Genomic DNA, 19,962 nt, shown 5'->3' on the forward strand with positions numbered 1-19,962 from the left:
AATGGATTTATTGCCCATCCATTTGGACTATCTGGAGGACTTTCGCTATTGTCTTAAATAGATGACAGAGGGTTTGCTACCCGGAAGGCTGACCGTGGTGTTTACGGTATTGACTGGGCGAGAAACCGGTCTGCTGCTTGAAAAAACGGCTGAAGTAGGCCGGGTCTTCAAAACCCAGTTGATAGGCAATTTCCGTGATGGCGGCATTTCCCAGACGTAACTCCCGCCGGGCTTCCAGCAGCAAGCGTTCCTGTTGAAGCTGAGTGAGTGTTTTGCCGATCCGCTGGCGCAGGATTTCATTGATTCGCTTGGCGCTCAACGAGAGTTGGCTGGCATAAAATTCCGTGGTCTCATTTGAGCGGTAATGGGATTCAATCATCTGAAACAGCTTTGTCAGACTGAAGCCGCCATTGACCGGTTGCGGGTGTGTTGTACAACCATTCCTGACACGCTGGGCAGAAAGCAGGAAGGCACGCAGATACGATTGCAGTATGTGTGGGTTCGGGTTGTCACTTTTGCACTCAAACGCCATCAGACTAAGCAGACGCCACAAGGCAAAGCGTTCATGTTCAGCGGGAACGATAAAGGGTTCGTTGTGGTAGTCGCAGAAAAGATCAAATTCAAAGCTGTCACCGGGCAGCCTGCTTTGCGCGAGAAACTCAGGGGAAAAGGCGAGCAGATAGCCTTGTTTGCCCATCGGATTAAAGCTGTGCACCATTCCTGGTGAGATAAAGAAAAGGCTGTTACCGGGTATCGCGTAGGTGACAAAATCGACGTGGTGGTCGTCACCGGCATTCTCAAAGCACAGTACCTCATAGAACTGGTGGCGATGGGGATTGTTGACAAAGGAATCGTTACAGCGCTCCTCCATCCTTACGGCCACAATCCATGTTGGAGCGATCTCATAATTCGGTATTTCTTGCATGGTTTGCGTTTTGTATCAGTTTTATGTGGTGATAGACAAACTCAGCACCGTAGCGGGTTTTGGTGTAATCAACGGCGGCATTCAGGCTAAACAATGGCCATGTTGATTGTCAATGTTTATGACAACCCGCATTACAATGATTGTCTTGCCAGACGGCCAGCAGCACTGCGTGCACTGAAAACAGTTGATGCCGTTTTTTCAGGCGCTATTGCCTTTACACAAACTTACGCAATACTTTGCGTTCCTGTTTAGCCTTTCAACGGATTTGTACATGAAATTTGGCCTTGACCGCTTCCTCGAAGATTCCTCCATTCGCGCGCCACTGGCTGGCAAGCGCGTAGCCCTGCTGGCGCACCCGGCATCCGTTACGCCTGACCTGACCCATGCGCTGGATGCACTTGCCGCCTTACCCGACATCACGCTTTCTGCCGCCTTCGGCCCGCAGCACGGCATCAAGGGCGACAAGCAGGATAATATGATGGAATCGCCTGATTTCACCGATCCGCAGCATGGTATTCCGGTGTTCAGCCTGTACGGGGAAGTGCGCCGCCCCACCGATACGATGCTGGATACCTTTGATGTGCTGCTGGTGGATTTGCAGGATTTGGGCTGCCGTATCTATACCTTCATCACCACCTTGCGCTACGTGTTGGAAGCAGCCGCGCAACATGGCAAATCCGTATGGGTACTCGACCGCCCCAACCCGGCAGGCCGCCCGGTCGAAGGGCTGACCCTGCGTGCAGGCTGGGAAAGTTTTGTCGGCGCAGGCCCGATGCCAATGCGCCATGGTCTGTCTATGGGCGAACTCGGCCTGTGGTTCATCGACCAGCTCAAATTGGATGTTGATTACCGGGTGGTCGAAATGGAAGGTTGGCAACCGGACACAGCCCCCGGCTACGGCTGGCCGCTGGGGATGCGGGAATGGATCAACCCCAGCCCCAACGCCCCCAACCTTTCCATGGCGCGTTGTTACGCCGGAACCGTGATGCTGGAAGGCGCAACCCTGTCGGAAGGCCGGGGAACTACCCGCCCGCTGGAGCTGTTCGGTGCGCCCGACATTGACGCCCGCAAGGTCATCGCCACCATGCAGGCACTCGACCCCCACTGGCTGCAAGGCTGCGTCCTGCGCGAATGCTGGTTCGAACCAACCTTCCACAAGCATGTCGGCAAGCTGTGTTCCGGCGTGCAAATCCATGTAGAAGCGCCGCATTACAACCATGCCGCATTCCGCCCGTGGCGGGTACAGGCACTGGCGTTCAAGGCTATCCGCCAGCTTTATTCCGACTACGAATTGTGGCGTGATTTCCCCTACGAATACGCTTTCGGAAAATTGCCGATCGACGTGATCAACGGTTCGCCACTACTACGCGAATGGGTGGATGATGCGCAAGCCACGCCTGCCGATCTGGATGCACTCACCATTCCGGACGAACAGTCGTGGGAAGAAGCCCGCCGCCCTTTCATGCTATACCCAAGCTGACGCCAATCCCCGCAGCTGCCGACAGCAGCAACGGAACCCCCACCCGCAAACCAATTCCCCAGCCACCAATCGCGGTGGCTATACCCGCTTTCACCAGCGAGTTGACAGCGGCGGCAATCACGATGCCGTATGCCGCCACCTGCAAGGCCAGACCATTCTGGCTCAAACGCGCCAGCGACAGGGTGATGGCATCCACATCCGCCACCCCGGAGGCCGCCGCCAGCAACAGCACACCGGTTTCCCCCAGCCATTCCTGCAACGCCCGCCCCAGCAGCAGGATCAGGGCCAGCAGCAAGCCGAAACCAAGCGCCGTTTTCAGCTCCAGCGGGTTACGCAATTGCGTGCGTGGTTCCGGCTGATTGAAGTTTGCGGTAAACCAGTAATACAGCGCGGGCAAATACACCAGCACGGCCATGACCGTCGCCGCTGGCCACAAGGCATTGAAAATATCACGGTTGATCAGGCTGGCCACCAGCAACATGCGCGGCAACATGGTTCCGCACGCCAGCAGGATGCCGGTCGCCAGTGCAGGCGTCAGCGCCGCTTCATGCCGTGCCAACCGGGAAAAACTCAGCGTCAGCGCCGTCGACGACACTAGCCCGCTGGCCAGCCCGGTCAGCACCGCCCCCTTGCGCGCACCGCCCAGTTTGAGGGCGAAATAGCCGATAAAGGAAATCGCCGCGACCAGCACTACCATCCACCACATGGCGTAAGGGTTGAGCGCCTGCCACGGCCCGAACCCCCGGTCGGGCAACAGCGGCAACACCACCGCCGAAATCAGCAACAGCTTACTGGCCGCCCGCAGTTCGCTTTCCTCCAGCGCATTGACCCAACGGTGCAGCAAGGGCTTGTATTCCAGCAGCAACAGCGCCACCACGCCGACGGCAACCGCGATTTCCTCCATGCCGCTGACGGCCAGTGCGCCCAGGATGAACACCAGTAAAGCAGCCACCACACCGGTGATGCTCACATCCAAGCCTTCGCCCTGACGCAGGTTGGCAATGTAGACCGCAGTAAAAACGCCCACCATGCCGATGAACACCAGCCCGATCACATACGGGCCGACCAGCCCCGCCAGCAAGGCCGAACAGCCACCCAGCAAACCCGTCAGCCCATAGGTGCGCACCCCGGCAATACGCTGGCCTTCACGCGCTTCACGCCGTTGCCAGCCGCGCTCAACACCAATCAGCAAGCCAATGACCAGCGCCACGCCCAACTGGAAGAAAATGGTTTGTTCCGTATTCATGCCGGTTTCCTCACTCCAACCACTCTTGTCAGTATAAGGCTGTGGGCGCGGCAATAGCTTGATTTAGTGGGAATCCCGGATCAGTTGCGCAATATTCCAAAGGCTGGGCACATACTCCACCGCCGCCTTGAGCGACTTGTCGCCGGGATGCTTGCGGTGGGTGCTGTACAGGTGATGGTAAAAACTGGCGAAATCCGGCTGGATGCCGTCGGCTTCCATGTCAGCCAGCATCCGCTTGACGTTGCCCGCCCCCCAGTTGAAGGCGGTAAAGGTCAGCAACCAGGCGTCGCTTTCCGCAAACCCCGCCACGTTGGCGAAATAGAAATGGTAACGGTGCAAATGCGCCTGTGCCGCCCGCGTGCTCAAATCGGCATCCGCGCGTAGCTTGTTGATGTCGGCGCTCTTGATGTCGGCATCGACGTAATCCAGCGACTGGATTTCCTTCAGCACCTCCGGCGTCAGTTGCCAGTAGCCGTAGTCAGCGGATTTGCGCCCCTTTTTGCCGTGCCATTGCGACTCCATGTAGGGGATCAGCAGGATGGTGTCGGGCATCCCCTTCAGGTCGACGTTGCGCACAAACGGCCACGAGCGCACAAAGGCCGCATCATAGGCATTCTTGCCATCATCAGTGCGCCAAACGATGTTGTTCTTTACCTGTTCGGCAACCTGCTGGAAATCCTGTTCACCTTTACCGTGCAGTGCATTGTCGAGGAAGAATTCAAACAGCGCGTGCTGCTTGTGCGCCAGACTGTTGAGTGATGGTTTGGCTGTGGTTTTATAGGCAACCTTTACCCAGGCGGGTTCAGTAGCGTGCACCACCCCGGCCAACAGCATGGCTGCGAACAGGGCAGCCAGAAACCGTTTTTTGTGCCACATATCAGCTTTGCGCCGACAGTTTGCGTTCCAGTTCCGCCATGCCCGCTGGCAGGTCGAGTGTTGCGCCCGCCGCGCGCATACTGGAACCGAGCGCGTGCAGGGTGCGGAACAGGTTGTGGGCGCGGCTTTGTTCCCCCATTTGGCCGATGCGCAGGATGTTGAGGCCAAATGCCCCGGAAATTTCCACCTTGTGTACCTTCGACATATGGGTACGCACAGCTTCGGCGGAAACGTGATCCGGCACGACAATGCCGACCACCGAATTCAGCCGGTGCTGTTTTTCCACCAGCAGCCCCAGCCCCATCGCCTCGATCCCGGCTTGCAGGGCTTCGGAACAGCGTTGGTGGCGGGCGAAACGCTGCGGCAGGGTTTCCTCGCACACCAACCGCAGGGCTTCGTGCAGGGCGAGGATGCCGGAAACCGGCGCGGTGTAGTGGTAGGATTTCTGGTTCCAGAACTTGTCGGCCAGTTGCGCATCCAGACACCAATGGTAAGGCAGTTCCTCGCGGCGGGCGATTTTCCGCGCCCAGGCTTCTTCCGAAAACGCCAGCAGCGAGACGCCCGGAATCGACGACAGACCCTTTTGCCCGCCGGTGATGATGGCATCGACCTGCCAGTTATCCATTTCCAGCGGCATGGTGCTGAGGGTGCACACCGCATCCACAATGGTCAGGCAGCCATAACGGCGTGCCAGACGGGAAATTTGCGCAAGGTTGGTGTTGCAGACGGTGTTGGACGTTTCCCCCTGCACCATCGTGACCACATCGTATTTGCCTTGTTGCAAGGCGCGTTCCACCGTCGCCACATCCGCGCCCTGATTGTGCGACGATTCCAGGATGGTCGGCTCGCCGCGCACCCGCCGCACCATCTCCGCCAGCCGCTGGCTGAAATAGCCATTGGTAATGCACAACACCCGCGCACCCGGCGTCACCAGATTGGCAACCGCCATTTCCATCGCTGCCGACCCCGGCCCGCTCACGCCCAGCACATGGCTGCTGGAGGTCTGAAACACATAACGCCCCATATCCTTGACCTGCTCAATCACCCGGCTCATGGTTTCCCCCAGGTGGTTGATGACGATGGAATTGGCGGCGGCGACTTTTTGCGGGATGGGGACTGGCCCGGCACCCATCATCAGCAGCGGCTCATCCGGCAGGATGTGTTCAAGCGGAACAATGCTGGGGGCGGGAAATGCGTCGATCATGGAAATCGTGTCCTTCAGGTGTTTAACCGTTTTGTAAAGGATGCCAGTGTACGGCAGCTCAACGCAGATTGGGAGAGGCGGCATCTTGCCTACGACTGGCCGTCGAGTATTTCCGCGCGCCGGAAGCAATCCAGCAGGTGGTCGTTCACCATCCCGGTCGCCTGCATGTGCGCGTAACACACGGTGGAACCCATGAACTTGAAGCCGCGTTTTTTCAGATCCTTGCTGAGCGCATCCGATTCTTTTGTGATGGCGGGACACTCGGCCAGGGTACGGAATTCATTGACGATCGGTTGCCCACCAACAAAGCGCCAGACATAGGCGTCGAAACTGCCAAATTCCTGCTGGATGGCGAGGAAGCGTTGCGCATTGTTGATGGTAGCGAGGATTTTCAAGCGGTTGCGGACAATACCGGGGTTGGCCAGCAATTCCTGCACCTTGGCACTGTCGAAACGCGCCACCTGTTCCGGGTCGAAACCAGCGAATGCCTGCCGGTAGCCTTCACGCTTGCGCAGGATGGTGTACCAGCTTAACCCCGCCTGCGCCGATTCCAGCACCAAGAACTCGAACAGTTTGCGGTCATCGTGTACCGGCACGCCCCATTCCTCATCGTGATAGGCGACGTAATCGGGCTTGCCGAGGTTTACCCAAGGGCAGCGGCACACATTGTGATCATCTGACATGGCGGCTCCTTTATGCCATTATTCACGCAATGCACAAAATACCACACGGAACCCCGCATGGAATCCATTATCCAAGTGATTCTCGAAGCAGGCCGCACCGGCATCGACCTCGCCCTTTACACGCTCATGCCGATCATGGTGGTGATGCTGGCATTGATGAAACTACTGGACGCCTGGGGCGTACTCATGTTCATCACCCGCCTGCTTAGCCCGATCCTGAAGCCATTCGGCATCCCCGGCCTGGGCATTTTCGCCGCCGTCAAACTCCTGCTGGTCAGTTTTGCTGCCCCGGTAGCCAGCTTCGCCCTGATGGCGCAAAACGGTACATCCCGCCGCCACATTGCCGCTTCACTGGCCATGATTCTGGTCATGACGCAGGCCAACGTCCTGTTCCCGCTAGCGGTCTTCGGTCTGGATGTCGCCACTGCATTAGCCACATCGATGGTTGGTGGCCTGATCGCGGCGGCTGTCACCTACCACCTGTTTGCCCGCAAACCCGGTTGGGATGCAGAAACGCCCTCCGCTGACTCAGTACTCTCCACCAGTCACCCACACAAAAACGCTATCCGCATCCTCTCCGATGGTGGCCTGGAAGGGTTGAAAATCGTCGTCAACTCCATTCCCATGCTGGTGCTGGCATTGTGTTTCGTCAATGTGCTCAAAGCCAGCGGAGCCATGACCTTGCTCAGCGGCCTGCTAGCCCCAGTGATGGCGTGGCTGAACCTGCCGGAAACCGCCGTACTGCCACTAGTCACCAAATTCATTGCTGGCGGCACTGCCTTCATGGGCGTCAGCATGGATTTGCTGCAACAAGGCAGCCTGACAGCAACAGAACTCAACCGCATGGTGGGTTTCGCCACCAATCCGCTGGACATTGTAGGGGTAGCGATTTTCGCCAGCGCTGGCCCGCGCATCGGTGAAGTCATGCGTCCTGCCCTGCTGGGAGCGTGCTGCGGCTTGTTGGTGCGGGGCACAATTCATCTGCTGATGTACTGAATTTGTGCCATCATTTACCTGTTATCCATCATCCACACATGACCATGACCACCCCCATCCTCGAAGTCCGCAACCTGCGCAAGCATTACCCCAGAGTAAAAGCCGTCGATGGCGTCGATTTTGCCGTGCGCCAAGGCATCTGTTTCGGCCTGCTTGGCCCCAATGGCGCGGGCAAGACCACCACCATCGAAATGATGGAAGGCATCATCAAGCCCACCTCCGGCGACATCCTCTACAAGGGTGAACCACAGGGCGCGCGCTTCCGCAACGAAGCCGGTATCCAGTTCCAGTCAACCTCGCTGCAAGATTTTCTCACCGTGCGGGAAAACCTCCAGTTCTTCAGCAGCCTGTATCCCGCTGGCTTGCCACTGGAAGAGCTGATCGACATTTGCCGCCTGCGCGAATACCTCGACCGCGACGCCAGCAAGCTGTCCGGCGGGCAACGCCAGCGCATGTTGCTGGCCTTGGCGCTGGTGAATGACCCGGATGTGGTATTCCTCGACGAACCCACCACCGGCCTTGACCCGCAAGCGCGGCTGAATTTCTGGGAACTGGTCAACAGCATCAAGGCACGCAACAAGACCGTACTGCTGACCACGCATTATATGGAAGAGGCATACAACCTGTGTGATGAAATCGCCATTATGGATCACGGTAAAATCATTGCGCACGGCTCGCCGGATGATCTGCTGGCGACGCATTTCCAGGATGTCATCATCGAGCTGCCGCAACGTGATTTCCCGGAAGCCGCCAAAGACAGCATTCCACACCGCCACCTCGACAAAGTGACCGGCACGGTGGAAATCATTACCCAGGATGTGAACGCAACGCTGGCGCAACTGATGCAACATGGCGCATCCCTGGCGGGTTTGCAGGTACGCCCACGTACCCTCGAAGACCTGTTCCTCGAACTGACCGGCAAGGAGTTGCGGGCATGATCAAACGCATCTGGGCGACGTTTTACGCCCGCACCCTGGAGTTTGTGCGCGACCGTTCCACCCTCGGCTGGAATTTCATCCTGCCAGTGGCGCTGGTGTTCGGGCTGGCGTTCGTGTTTTCCGGTGATGGGCAACCCCTGTTCAAGGTTGGCGTAGTCGCCGACAAGCTGACAGCAGACGCAAAACCGGAAGCAAACCTACACCCCTTCCTACAAACGGCTCATGTGGATTTTTACACGGTTCCGGCGGATACGGTGGAAACTGCCGTGCGCAAGGTGGGTCGGCATCAGACTGACATGCTGCTGGATTTACGTGCCGGACAAATGCATTACTGGGTCAACAGTGATTCGCAGAAAGGCTATTTTCTGGAAAAACTGCTGGCGGAAAACAGTGGCGCGAAGCTGGCGAAACAGAGCGTGCAAGGTGAGGAAATCCGCTACGTCGACTGGGTAGTTCCCGGCATCCTGGGCATGAACCTGATGTTCAGTTGCCTGTTCGGGGTTGGTTTCGTGATCGTGCGTTACCGCAAGAGCGGTTATCTGAAACGGCTCAACGCCACACCGTTGAATGCAACCGAGTTCCTGCTGGCGCAGGTTTTTTCCCGTTTATTGCTGGTGGTCGTGGTCACCAGCATCGTGTTTACCGGCACCAACCTGTTCATGCATTTCACCATGGAAGGTAGCTATCTGAATTTGCTGCTGGTGCTGGTGGTAGGCGCTTTCTGCCTGATTGCGCTGAGCCTGGTGGTAGCCGCAAGGGTCAGCAGCGAGGAACTGGCAGGCGGGCTGCTCAACCTGCTGACCTGGCCGATGATGGTGCTATCGGGCGTGTGGTTTTCGATGGAGGGAACCAACCCCATCATGCAATGGCTGAGCCAGCTTTCACCGCTAACCCACATGCTGACGGCGGCGCGTGCCATTATGCTGGATGGGGCGGGGTTGGCTGACATTACGCCGCAATTGCTGGTGCTGGCGGGCATGTCGGTGATTTTTCTGCTGATAGGCGCAGCCACCTTCAAGTGGACGGCGGAATAGCAGGGAGAAGCGCAACCGGCTCCTCCCTGTACGTGGATTACTTGCCCAAAAATTCCAGCGCAATCTTCAGCATACGCCGCACCGGCTCGGCAGCACCCCACAGCAACTGGTCACCAACCGTGAAGGCAGTGATGTATTCCGACCCGATATTCATCTTGCGGATACGCCCGACCGGGATGCTCAGCGTACCGGAAGCCTGCACCGGCGTCAGGCCATGCAGGGTGGATTCCTTGTCATTCGGGATGACCGTGACCCACGCGTTGTGGCTGGCGATGATGCGCTCGATCTCTTCCAGCGGCAGATCCTGCTTCAGCTTGATGGTGAAGCCCTGGGAATGGCAACGCATTGCGCCGATCCGCACGCACTGGCCATCCACCGGGATGATGCTTGCCTCGGTCTTGCCCAGAATCTTGTTGGTTTCCGCCACGCCTTTCCACTCTTCCTTGGTCTGGCCGTTGGGCATGGCCTTGTCAATCCACGGGATCAGGCTGCCCGCCAGCGGCGCACCGAAGTTGGCGGTCGAAAGGGTACCGTCATTCAGCTTGGCCGTGACCTTGGTGTCGATGTCGAGAATGGCGGAGGCAGGATTAGCCAGCAAATCGCCGACTTCACCTTCCAGCTCACCCATTTGGGTCAGCAGTTCGCGCATGTTTTTTGCGCCCGCGCCGGAAGCCGCCTGATAAGTCATGGAAGAAATCCACTCGACCAGCCCTTTTTCAAACAAGCCACCCAACGCCATCAGCATCAGGGAAACAGTACAGTTGCCGCCGATGTAGTTCTTCACACCACTTTGCAGACCCGCGTCGATCACGTTGCGGTTGACCGGATCGAGCACGATGATAGCGTCATCGGCCATGCGCAGGGTGGAAGCGGCATCAATCCAGTAGCCATTCCAATTGGCACGCAGCTTTTCGTAGACTGCGGTAGTGTAATCGCCACCCTGGCAGGAGAGGATAATGTCCATTTCCGCCAGCTTGTCGATGTTCATGGCGTCTTCCAGTGGTTGCGCACCCATGCCGACATCCGGGCCAGCCTGGCCGGACTGGGAAGTGGTGAAGAAAACCGCTTCAAAGCCCTGAAAATCATTCTCGGTACGCATCCGTTCCATCAATACGGAACCGACCATTCCACGCCAACCGACAAAACCTACTTTGAGCATGACAAACTCCGTCAATCAAGGGGATACAGGCCGCCCCACTGCTACGCCTGCGGGTAAGCGGGCGATTGTAACACCCTGCAAGGTAGAGAAAAATAGCCGCAATTTATGGAAATCCGCATCAATACCCCGCTTTTAGACTTGCCCTTACCTATAAATAAAATCTATTATTGTCCGCATAAATTCAAACAAGTAGCGCAATCCCTAGCAGGATGCACTATAGTCAGACTTGGCTTTGACAGGGGCGTCGTCATGCCGAGGCGCGGTAACTCGATGCAGCAACACAACGAAATGATTTCGATGAATAAGAAAAAAGCAAGTTCCTCCTTGCACACCTCACCCTTGATCCTGTTGGGGCAAATCACCTTTTTGTCCCGCCATGGCAGCATCTGGTTTTGGGGCAATATTCTGGCTGCCAGCCTGTTTGTTTTGCTGCGCTGGGTGGAGGGTAATGAAAGCATGGCGTTGTTGCTGGCCTGGTTTGGTGCCATGGTAGGCATCAATATTGTCAGATGGCTATTCGGCCAGCGCTTCCTGCCCTCCCAACACTATTCACCAGAAGAATTGCAGGAATTCGGCCAGCGTTACCTGATTTATTCAACCCTGATCAGCACCTTGTGGGGCGTTTCCGGCTTTATCCTGTTTTCGCAGGAGCCGCTGGTGCAAGCGGTGCACGTCACCCTGCTGGCCGGGGCGGTCATCGCCGCCATGCCGGTGCTGGCTCTCTCCACCCTGGCGCTATACATGCAAATCGGGGTCATTTTACTGCCCATTACGCTGGATCTGTTTTTATTGGGGCACGGCACACAGCATTCACTGGCACTGGCGACCGCCCTGTTGGGCATCCTGCTGGCGATGGCATCCCGCGCCATTACCAGCCTGTTGAATGACCTGCATGCGGTGCAGATACAGATGCAGGAACAGGCGCATACCGACCCGGTCACACAAATTGCCAACCGGCGCTTTTTTGACACTATTTTCAAGACGGAATGGCGGCGGGCAGCGCGGGAGGGTAAGACCATTTCCCTGCTGATGATTGATGTCGACCACTTCAAGCGTTACAACGACCGTCATGGGCATCATGCGGGCGACCAGTGCCTGCAAATCATTGCCCAATGCATCAAGGCGGTAGCCAGGCGGGCTTCCGACGTGGTAGCACGGCACGGGGGGGAAGAATTCGTGATCCTGTTGCCCGACACTAGCCTGGAAAATGCCTTCACGCTGGCCGAGCGGGTCAGGAAGAATGTCGAGGAACAACGCATCCCCCATTCTGATGGCGGAATCCCCCGCATTGTGACCGTCAGCATCGGTGTTTCCAGCTGCACGCCCAATACGCCCCGCGACGCCACCGCACTAGAAGAGGCAGCCGTTGTTTACCCGGCCATGCTGCTGAATGCCGCTGACCGTGCCCTTTACCGTTCCAAACGCAACGGGCGCAACCAGGTGGCACGGGAAAGCTGCGGTGATGGTATCATCCAGCTGTCTGCCCCACCCTCAGCAGCCACCACCCACGCAGCCTGAGCTGCTGCAACACCCATCATACCTTTTGACAAAAACTGAGTGATTATCCGAAAATAGTGTTTTTCCGTAACAAAAAAACATGCTATAAAATAGCTGACCATGTTTACAAAAGAACACAAGAACGCGGATATTTCACTGGTTTCCATGAATACAGACAAAGAACAAATCATTGCGGAACTGGAACGCATCCTCAATCACCCACGCTTCCGGGCCAGAAAACTGATCAGGCTGTTTTTGCAGTACGCCGTACTGGAAACTCTGGCTGACCGTGGCCAGCACCTGAACCAGTACACCATTGCCGTCAATGCCTTGGGCAAACCGAAGGATTTTTCCCCGGTTTACAACCCGGTCGTGCGCATCGAAGCAGGCCGCCTGCGCAAGCTGCTACAAGATTACTATACAGAAAATGGCGACGACAGCCCCGTCATGATCAGCATCCCCAAAGGCTCCTATCAGGCAAGCTTCAAGGCCAATAACCGGACAACAACCCGCGCAGACACCGCTATGCCCAGCCAGACGCCCCACGTGACTGAAGGCCCACGCATCGCGGCATACTGCCAGCACGCAGGCTCCTCCGACAACGCGGCGCTGACCCTTTGCCACAAGCTCCATAACGACTTGTTGCTCATGATGAGCCGTTTCCGCAATATCCGTCTGGTTTCGCCATCACTGGAAACCTGCCCTTCAGCCGCCGCCCTCCCTTCACTGGATAATCTGCGGCAGCATCGCGTTGACTACCTCCTGAACTGCGACATCCAGATCCACGCCGCCAGCACCGAGGTATTTTGTACCCTCTTGCACATTCCCAGCAACGAATTGGTCTGGACAGACATCCTGCCACTGCCAGCCCAGCCTGCGCAGGCCAATATGGATGCCTTCTGTATGCGGGTGGCAGCCAATACCATTACCCTGCATTCCGGTAGGGCACTGTCTCATTGGGCTGCCTACCAGCAAAGCCTGAAACTGCCCCTGCCCTCACATCAGCAAGTGCTGGTGGATTACCTGGCATTCCTGCGTGACATCAGTCAGGAAAACTTTACTACTGCACAGGAAAGCTGCCAGCAAAGGCTGGAACACTTTCCGGATGATAGCCGCGCAATGGTCATCCTGGCGCGTTTGTGTGGTTATGACCATGTATTGCAATACAATCTGCTACCTGACATGGAAACACTCTGGACTCATGCAGCCCGCATGGCGATGAAACTGGATCCGGGCGGGGCGGAATCGCATTCCGTGTTTGCGCACAACAGCTTCCTGCGCGGAGACTTTGAGCTATGCCGGGCAGAGTTCGAGATTGCCCGTAAAATCAACCCTTTTGACACATCCATCGAATACCTGTACGGGCTAGGGCTATACCTGATGGGTGACGAAGCTGCGGGGATGCAATCGTTCACTGAGCTGACCGCCATCCCTTTTACCCAGCCTGACTGGTATCACTTACTACCGTTCATCGACGCTTTCAATCGGGATAATTACCAACAAGCCCTGAGCATGGCGGAACAAATCCAGCAGTTTGGTTACTGGGGGGAAATGGCGCGCAGCGTGAGTTATTTCCGCCTTGGCCAGCACGAGCGCTGCCTAGCCGAATTCAGGCAACTGTTACAACGCCCCGGCATTGTGTTGCCGGGTCAAGGCAATCAACATAGCGCCCTGTTTGCATACCCCCCATTGCGCAAACTGGCGGAGGTATTACAGGAAATCCGCCACGCCCTGCCTTTACCAGCCAAAACGCCAGAGGCTTGAGGCAGCCTATCTGCCTCCAGACAGGTGAATCCCGCCAAGCCACGCGTTACAATGCCCGCCTTGTACCCTAACGCCGAAATGTTCCTGACTTCACCGTGAGCAAAGCTGACCAAAGGCGCGCCTTGCGCCTGCAAAACCTGCCCAAACCGGAATATCCGGAAGAATTGCCGGTAGCGGCCCGCCGTGAAGAAATCATGGCGGCCATCGCCAAACATCAGGTGGTGATCATCTGCGGCGAAACCGGCTCCGGCAAAACCACCCAGTTACCCAAAATGTGTTTGGCATTGCAACGCGGCGTCAACGGCTTCATCGGCCACACCCAGCCGCGCAGGCTTGCCGCCCGCAGTGTCGCGGCACGGATTGCGGAGGAGCTCAAGACCCAACTCGGCCAGCAGGTCGGCTACAAAGTGCGCTTCCATGACCGTTGCTCCCCTAACAGTTACATCAAACTGATGACCGACGGCATCCTGCTGGCCGAAATCCAGCAAGACCGCTTACTGCGCCAATACGACACCCTGATCATCGACGAAGCACACGAACGCAGCCTCAACATCGACTTCCTGCTCGGCTACCTGAAATGGCTGCTGCCGAAACGGCGTGACCTGAAAGTGATCATTACCTCCGCCACCATTGACCCGGAACGCTTTTCGTACCATTTCAACAACGCCCCCATCATCAATGTCTCCGGGCGCACTTACCCGGTGGAAATCCGCTACCGCCCGCTGGTGGATGTGGATGGCGAAGAAGAGCTGGAGCGCGACCAGACCGAAGCCATTCTCGATGCAGTCGATGAATTGGGGCGGGAAGCCCCCGGCGACATCCTGGTCTTCCTGCCAGGCGAACGTGAAATCCGCGAAACAGCGGAAGCCTTGCGCAAGCACCATCCACCTGCCACCGAAATCCTGCCGCTGTACGCACGCCTTTCCAGTGAAGAACAACACCGCATTTTCGAGCCGCACGGACGCCGCCGCATCGTGCTGGCAACCAACGTCGCGGAAACCTCGCTCACGGTTCCCGGTATCAAATACGTGGTGGATAGTGGCTATGCGCGCATTTCCCGCTACTCCTGGCGTGCCGGGGTACAGCGCCTGCCGATAGAAAAGGTCTCGCAAGCATCCGCCAACCAACGTTCCGGACGCTGCGGGCGGGTCAGCAACGGCATCGCCATCCGCCTGTACAGCGAAGACGATTTCAGCAAGCGCCCACTGTTTACCGAGCCGGAAATCCTGCGCACTAACCTGGCCGCCGTCATCCTGCAACTGACCGCCTTGTGGAATGCCGATGTCGAAGCGTTTCCGTTTGTCGAACCACCCGACACCCGTCTGATCCGTGATGGCTTCAAGCTGCTGTTTGAACTCGGGGCAGTGGACAGGAACTACAATGTCACCCGCAGTGGCCACCAGTTGGCCAAGCTACCGCTAGATCCGCGTTTCGGGCGCATGTTACTGGCAGCACAGGAAAACGGCGTGTTGCGCGAAGTGCTGGTCATTGTCAGCGCCCTGACCCTGCAAGACCCACGCGAACGCCCACTGGAAAAACAGCAGGCTGCCGATGAAAAACACAGCCGCTTCAAGGATGAACAGTCCGATTTCCTCAGTTTCCTGAAGCTGTGGGACTACTTCCACGAACAGCGCAAACACCTGTCGCAGCGCAAGTTCCGCGAACTGTGCAAAAAGGAATTCCTGTCGTTCATCCGCCTGCGCGAATGGCACGACATCCACACCCAGCTGCACCAGATGGTGCTGGAAATGGGCGGCAAGCTCAATGAGACGGAAGCCAGCTACGACGCTATCCACCTCAGCTTGCTGACTGGCCTGTTAGGCAATATCGGCCTCAAAGATGAAGACCGCGAATACCAGGGCGCGGGCGGACGCAAGTTCCACATCTTCCCCGCCTCCGGCCTGAAAAAGAAAGCCCCGCCATGGGTAATGGCAGCAGAACTGGTGGAAACTTCACGCTTGTTTGGCCGCACCATCGCCCGCATCCAGCCGGAATGGGTGGAAAAGCTGGCCGACCACCTGTTGCGCCGCCATTACAGCGAACCGCACTGGGAACAACGCCCCGCACAAGTGGCCGCGTTTGAACGCACCACCCTGTACGGCATCACCATCACCCAGCGCCGCAAGGTCAGCTACGGGCGCATTGACCCACCGGTTTGCCGCGAACTGTTCATCCGCCACGCGCTGGTCTACGGCGAATTCCGCACCTCCGCCCGCTTTTTCCAGCACAATGCCGAGTTGATCGCCGACATTGAAACCCTGGAAGCCAAGAGCCGCCGCCGCGACATCCTCGCCGACGAGCAACGCCTGTATGAATTCTATGACCAGCGCATTCCGGCACATGTCGTCAACGGCCACTCATTCGAGCGCTGGCGCAAGAAAGCCGAGCAACAAGACCCACACCTGCTTTATCTGAGCCGCGAGTACCTGATGCAGCGCGAAGCCGGGCACGAAACTAGCGGCCAGTTTCCCGACAGCTTGCAGGTGCAGGGGCTGGAATTGCCATTACGCTACCACTTTGACCCCAAAGCAGCGGACGATGGCGTCAGCGTGCGCGTTCCCCTGCTGGGTTTGAACCAGCTTGCCCCCACCCGTTTTGAGTATTTGGTACCGGGGATGCTGGAGGAAAAAATCACCGCACTGATCCGCGCCCTACCCAAACAGGTGCGCAAGCAATTCGTGCCCGCCCCGGATTACGCGCGTGCCTGCATGGAATCCATCCAGCCCAACGACACCACCCCTTTGCAAGCTGCTGTCGAAAAGCAGCTCTTGCGCATGACCGGCAGCCAGATTCCCCCTGAAGCCTGGGCAGACATCATACTAGACCCGCACTTGCTGATGCGGTTTGAAGTGGTGGACGAAAACGGCAACATTATCCGCAGCGGGCGCGACCTGGAAACCCTGCGCGGCAAGGTACGCCAGCAAACCCGCCAAGAATTGGCCGCTCAGCCCACCCAGTCGATCGAGCGCAGCAGTATAACGGCCTGGGATTTCGGGGACTTGCCGGAAACCCACTGGCTGGAAGCAGGCGGAACCAAATTGCGCACCTGGCCAGCACTGGTCGACACCAGCACTTCACCTACCAACCAACAGGTTGCCATCCGCCTGTTTGACAATGAAGCCGAAGCCACCCAAGCGCACTGGCAAGGCGTATTGCGCCTGTTCCTATTGGCCTTGCCCACCGAAGCAAAAGACCTGCCGAAACATGTGCCCCAGATGCAGACCCTGTGCCTGCATTACGCCGCTACCGGCAAATGCGAGGAACTGAAGGAAAGCATCACCCGCTACGTCTTCCGCCAAGTTTTTGCCGATTATCTCACCATCCGCAAGCAGGATAGCTTTGCATACGCGCTGGCGGAATGCCGCAAACAGATTTTCCCGCAAACCCAGGAAACGGCCCGCCTGCTGACACCAACCCTGGCCATGTACCACGATTTGCGCAAACAACTGAAAGGCAAGGTACAACCTGTCTGGCTGGAAGCGCTCAACGACATCAGCGAGCAGCTGGGCCAGCTGGTGCACCCAGGGTTTCTGGACGCAATTTCCCCCGAGGAGTTACGGCATTTCCCGCGTTACCTCAAGGGCATTCAACGACGTTTGCAAAAGCTGGCGGAGAATCCCGCCAAAGACAGGGGGCTACGGGTGCAAGTGCAGCCGTACTGGGACAAGTGGAAGGAACAGCAGAAAAAAGGCGGGGGCAACCCGGCACTGTACGAGTACCGCTGGCTGCTGGAAGAATTTCGGGTTTCGCTGTTCGCGCAGGAACTGGGAACCGCAAGGCCGGTATCGGCCAAGCGGCTGGATGAGTTGTGGAAAAAAGCCTGACCCTGATTTATTGGCTAGGCGTGGCCACCATCGCCGTCTGGCTGCTACGGGAATAGCGGCTGGGGTAACCGTAATACTTGTTGGAAACCTCCGCTGACTTCATCTTGGTCAGGACAGAACCAATCACATTACACTGTGCCTGCTTCAAACGCCCGAACGCATCTTTTAGGCCACGCTTGCGGGTTTGCCCATAGGAATTGACGAAGACGGTATTGCCCGTGCGGTTGGAGATGATCAGCGCATCCGCCAACCCCATGACTGGCGGGCCGTCGACAATCACGTAGTCAAACATGCCTTCCGCCTCACTCAGCAGTGCCGGGAAGCGTTCACCCGCCAACAGCTCGGTAGGGTTAGGAATGGCGGCACCTGCCGTCATGATGGAAAGGTTCTGCACTGGCGTTGTCTGGAGAAACTCGCCGATATCCTTGTCAGCCAACAGGAAATCGCTGACGCCCACGGTGTTTTCCACGCCCACCTTGTTGTGGGCCTGAGGGTGGCGCATATCGCAATCAACCAGCAACACCTTTTTGCCGGTATAGGCAAAGACTGTCGCCAGATTGGCAGCTGTCGTGGTTTTACCTTCCCCCGGTGCCGGGCTGGTCACATTGACAACCAATGCAAGGCCATGATGCGAAGGCGCTTTCATCATCAGGATGTTTTCACGCAATGAGCGGAAAGCTTCCAGCATGAAAGAAGAGCTGCTGACATTGCCGCGCAAGGCCAGCACATTCTTGTTGTTGCGACCCGTGGTGTAAGGGATAACACCCAGCAAAGGCACGGAACCCAGCGCGCGTTTCAGGTCTTCAACCCCTTTTACCCGATCGTCCAGTAAGTCCGCCAAAATGGTGGCAAGCAGCCCCAGCAGCAATCCGATGACCGCACCCATCCCCAGATTCAAAGGGATATTCGGCTTGTAAGGCTTGCTGGGAACAACGGCCTTGTCAACAATGGCGACATTCCCCGAGCCACTGTCTTCCGCCAACCGCACTTCGTTCAGACGTGTTTCGAGTGCGTCGTAATTGCGGCTTGCTGCCTCGACTTTGCGTTGCAGGGTATTGTAGTCAACTGAGCGGTCGCGCTCACCCATCAAAGCCGCTTCCTGCTTTTTGACTTCCGCCTTCAGCTCGCTTTCCTTCTGGCTGGCAGCCTCATAGGCAGCTTTCAAACTGCCACGGGTCGCGGAGTCAATGCTGGCCGCCTCACGCTGAATCTCGCTTCTGAGCTCGCTGATACGCCCCTGCAATTGTTGCATTTCCGGGAAACCAGGCTTGAACAGGCGGGATTTGTCACGGTATTCAGCCTGCGCACGCGCCAGTTCTTCCTTTAGTGCTTGTACAGCAGGGTTCTCCAGGGTACGGTCGGCACCCGCCACATTCTGGGAACGCCGGTAGGCCGCTTCAGCAGTAATCCTGGCTTCCTTGGCATCAGTCAGGGCGCGGTTGAGGGTAGACAAAATGTCTTCCGCAGCAGAAGAGCGGTTGGCACCCAATATCACAATACCTTCTTTCTTGGCGTAATTAACCAGCTTTTCTTCGGACGCCTCCAGTTCCTTTTGTGCCTCAGCCAGTTTTTCCGTCAAGGTATTCTTCGCCCGCGCCACCCGCTCGTTGCGCAGTTCAAAGTTCATCTCCTTGTAGCTATCCGCCAACGTATTGACAATGTTGGCAGCCAGCTCCGGATCCTGATGGTCATAGCTGATGCGGAAAATCTGCGAACTTTCCACCGGCGAAATCGACAGGAAGCGCTGAAAGTTTTCCTCCATCGTATTGGGCTGGGATATTTCCCCCCCATTCGTTAGCTTTTGCTTAAGGGTTGACAGCCAAACATGCATTTTTGATGACAGCGAATCGTTATCAGAAAATTTCTCAGCAATGTTAAGCTGTTCAATGACATCCCGGGAGAGCCTCTGGCTGTGCAGCAATTCAGTCTGGGTCAGGTAAAAGGCTTTTTCATCCAGGGGAACCCTGGCCGTATCGTTGGCACTCCCCAGATCCAGCGAGCGGACATCTTCCGCCGTGACCTGCAAGGTGGTGGATGCACGGTAAACATTCTTGCTTGTCAGGGTGATTAGCACAGCAATGGCAAACGTCGTCAGGGCAATTCCCAGCAACAGCCACTTGCGCCGCATCAGGCGACGCCACAGTTCGCCTAGCCCAGGTTCATCCGGTGAGAGCTTGGGAGCCACCTCTTCGATTGGAATATATTCAACAATTTGAGCATTATTCGATCTCACATCAAGATTTTTTGACTGGCTTATATAGTAATTTTCCATGGTCGCTCCTACAGCATTGCTGCCCGTATTCTTGTCCACTGCCATGGCTTATGCCAAGCCATGG

General features: G+C 57.1%; 14 protein-coding genes. 7 read left to right on the plus strand and 7 right to left on the minus strand.

Translation table 11 applies throughout. The features are described 5' to 3' along the window. Positions 1–76 precede the first annotated feature (76 nt). Positions 77–925 (minus strand): helix-turn-helix domain-containing protein, encoded by an 849-nt coding sequence (locus THINI_RS23310; protein WP_002708296.1) that lies wholly within the window; start codon positions 923–925, stop codon positions 77–79. Between the two features lie 271 nt (positions 926–1,196). On the opposite strand from THINI_RS23310, the gene THINI_RS09050 reads away from it, so the two are divergent. Further along, the gene (locus tag THINI_RS09050; protein ID WP_002708297.1) at positions 1,197–2,405 is read left to right on the plus strand and encodes an exo-beta-N-acetylmuramidase NamZ family protein; all 1,209 of its coding nucleotides are present in this window, start codon (positions 1,197–1,199) and stop codon (positions 2,403–2,405) included. Here THINI_RS09050 and THINI_RS09055 read toward each other — a convergent pair. The 4 genes from THINI_RS09055 to THINI_RS09070 all read right to left on the minus strand — a co-directional run bounded on the left by THINI_RS09055 (position 2,386) and on the right by THINI_RS09070 (position 6,414). Beyond that, positions 2,386–3,651: an MgtC/SapB family protein gene (locus tag THINI_RS09055; protein WP_002708298.1), complete on the minus strand. Its 1,266-nt coding sequence runs from the start codon at positions 3,649–3,651 to the stop codon at positions 2,386–2,388. The genes THINI_RS09050 and THINI_RS09055 overlap by 20 nt on opposite strands. 63 nt (positions 3,652–3,714) lie before the next feature. Further along, a complete protein-coding gene (locus THINI_RS09060) occupies positions 3,715–4,527 on the minus strand; it encodes a transglycosylase SLT domain-containing protein (protein ID WP_002708299.1) in 813 nt (270 codons plus the stop codon). 1 nt (position 4,528) lies between these two features. Further along, positions 4,529–5,731 carry a pyridoxal-phosphate-dependent aminotransferase family protein gene (locus THINI_RS09065; RefSeq protein WP_002708300.1) on the minus strand — a complete coding sequence of 401 codons (1,203 nt, stop codon included), beginning with the start codon at positions 5,729–5,731 and terminating at the stop codon, positions 4,529–4,531. Between the two features lie 89 nt (positions 5,732–5,820). Next, on the minus strand, positions 5,821–6,414 hold the full coding sequence (locus THINI_RS09070; RefSeq protein WP_002708301.1) for a DNA-3-methyladenine glycosylase I: 594 nt from the start codon (positions 6,412–6,414) through the stop codon (positions 5,821–5,823). A gap of 57 nt (positions 6,415–6,471) precedes the next feature. Here THINI_RS09070 and THINI_RS09075 point away from each other — a divergent pair, with 57 nt between their 5' ends. From THINI_RS09075 to THINI_RS09085, 3 genes are read left to right on the plus strand one after another with little or no spacing between them, the layout of a single operon-like run. Beyond that, on the plus strand, positions 6,472–7,410 hold the full coding sequence (locus THINI_RS09075) for a nucleoside recognition domain-containing protein (RefSeq protein ID WP_002708302.1): 939 nt from the start codon (positions 6,472–6,474) through the stop codon (positions 7,408–7,410). A gap of 38 nt (positions 7,411–7,448) precedes the next feature. Then, positions 7,449–8,348 carry an ABC transporter ATP-binding protein gene (locus THINI_RS09080; RefSeq protein ID WP_002708303.1) on the plus strand — a complete coding sequence of 300 codons (900 nt, stop codon included), beginning with the start codon at positions 7,449–7,451 and terminating at the stop codon, positions 8,346–8,348. Beyond that, on the plus strand, positions 8,345–9,382 hold the full coding sequence (locus tag THINI_RS09085; protein WP_002708304.1) for an ABC transporter permease: 1,038 nt from the start codon (positions 8,345–8,347) through the stop codon (positions 9,380–9,382). Before THINI_RS09080 ends, THINI_RS09085 begins: the two co-directional genes overlap by 4 nt. Before the next feature lie 37 nt (positions 9,383–9,419). On the opposite strand, the gene asd is transcribed toward THINI_RS09085, so the two are convergent. Continuing rightward, a complete protein-coding gene (gene asd, locus THINI_RS09090; protein WP_002708305.1) occupies positions 9,420–10,541 on the minus strand; it encodes an aspartate-semialdehyde dehydrogenase in 1,122 nt (373 codons plus the stop codon). A gap of 249 nt (positions 10,542–10,790) precedes the next feature. On the opposite strand from asd, the gene THINI_RS23315 reads away from it, so the two are divergent. The 3 genes from THINI_RS23315 (at position 10,791) to hrpA (ending at position 17,626) form a co-directional block, all read left to right on the plus strand. Beyond that, entirely contained in the window at positions 10,791–12,059 is a 1,269-nt protein-coding gene (locus THINI_RS23315) for a GGDEF domain-containing protein (protein WP_211206968.1), read from the plus strand. Between the two features lie 144 nt (positions 12,060–12,203). After that, positions 12,204–13,802: a tetratricopeptide repeat protein gene (locus THINI_RS23320; RefSeq protein WP_154724387.1), complete on the plus strand. Its 1,599-nt coding sequence runs from the start codon at positions 12,204–12,206 to the stop codon at positions 13,800–13,802. Between the two features lie 95 nt (positions 13,803–13,897). Continuing rightward, positions 13,898–17,626 carry an ATP-dependent RNA helicase HrpA gene (hrpA, locus tag THINI_RS09105; RefSeq protein ID WP_081485813.1) on the plus strand — a complete coding sequence of 1,243 codons (3,729 nt, stop codon included), beginning with the start codon at positions 13,898–13,900 and terminating at the stop codon, positions 17,624–17,626. A 7-nt stretch (positions 17,627–17,633) separates the two neighbouring features. Here the strand turns inward: hrpA and THINI_RS09110 are convergent, their stop codons facing one another. Beyond that, positions 17,634–19,943 carry a polysaccharide biosynthesis tyrosine autokinase gene (locus THINI_RS09110; protein ID WP_040839322.1) on the minus strand — a complete coding sequence of 770 codons (2,310 nt, stop codon included), beginning with the start codon at positions 19,941–19,943 and terminating at the stop codon, positions 17,634–17,636. Positions 19,944–19,962: the final 19 nt, after the last annotated feature.

The organism is Thiothrix nivea DSM 5205 (assembly GCF_000260135.1).
Classification (GTDB): domain Bacteria; phylum Pseudomonadota; class Gammaproteobacteria; order Thiotrichales; family Thiotrichaceae; genus Thiothrix; species Thiothrix nivea.

Excerpts from the sequence above, each read along its gene's own strand:
- THINI_RS23310 (WP_002708296.1), bottom strand. The coding sequence starts at position 925 with ATGCAAGAAATACCGAATTATGAGATCGCTCCAACATGGATTGTGGCC.
- THINI_RS09050 (WP_002708297.1), top strand. The coding sequence starts at position 1,197 with ATGAAATTTGGCCTTGACCGCTTCCTCGAAGATTCCTCCATTCGCGCG.
- THINI_RS09055 (WP_002708298.1), bottom strand. The coding sequence starts at position 3,651 with ATGAATACGGAACAAACCATTTTCTTCCAGTTGGGCGTGGCGCTGGTC.
- THINI_RS09060 (WP_002708299.1), bottom strand. The coding sequence starts at position 4,527 with ATGTGGCACAAAAAACGGTTTCTGGCTGCCCTGTTCGCAGCCATGCTG.
- THINI_RS09065 (WP_002708300.1), bottom strand. The coding sequence starts at position 5,731 with ATGATCGACGCATTTCCCGCCCCCAGCATTGTTCCGCTTGAACACATC.
- THINI_RS09070 (WP_002708301.1), bottom strand. The coding sequence starts at position 6,414 with ATGTCAGATGATCACAATGTGTGCCGCTGCCCTTGGGTAAACCTCGGC.
- THINI_RS09075 (WP_002708302.1), top strand. The coding sequence starts at position 6,472 with ATGGAATCCATTATCCAAGTGATTCTCGAAGCAGGCCGCACCGGCATC.
- THINI_RS09080 (WP_002708303.1), top strand. The coding sequence starts at position 7,449 with ATGACCATGACCACCCCCATCCTCGAAGTCCGCAACCTGCGCAAGCAT.
- THINI_RS09085 (WP_002708304.1), top strand. The coding sequence starts at position 8,345 with ATGATCAAACGCATCTGGGCGACGTTTTACGCCCGCACCCTGGAGTTT.
- asd (WP_002708305.1), bottom strand. The coding sequence starts at position 10,541 with ATGCTCAAAGTAGGTTTTGTCGGTTGGCGTGGAATGGTCGGTTCCGTA.
- THINI_RS23315 (WP_211206968.1), top strand. The coding sequence starts at position 10,791 with ATGCCGAGGCGCGGTAACTCGATGCAGCAACACAACGAAATGATTTCG.
- THINI_RS23320 (WP_154724387.1), top strand. The coding sequence starts at position 12,204 with ATGAATACAGACAAAGAACAAATCATTGCGGAACTGGAACGCATCCTC.
- THINI_RS09110 (WP_040839322.1), bottom strand. The coding sequence starts at position 19,943 with ATGGCAGTGGACAAGAATACGGGCAGCAATGCTGTAGGAGCGACCATG.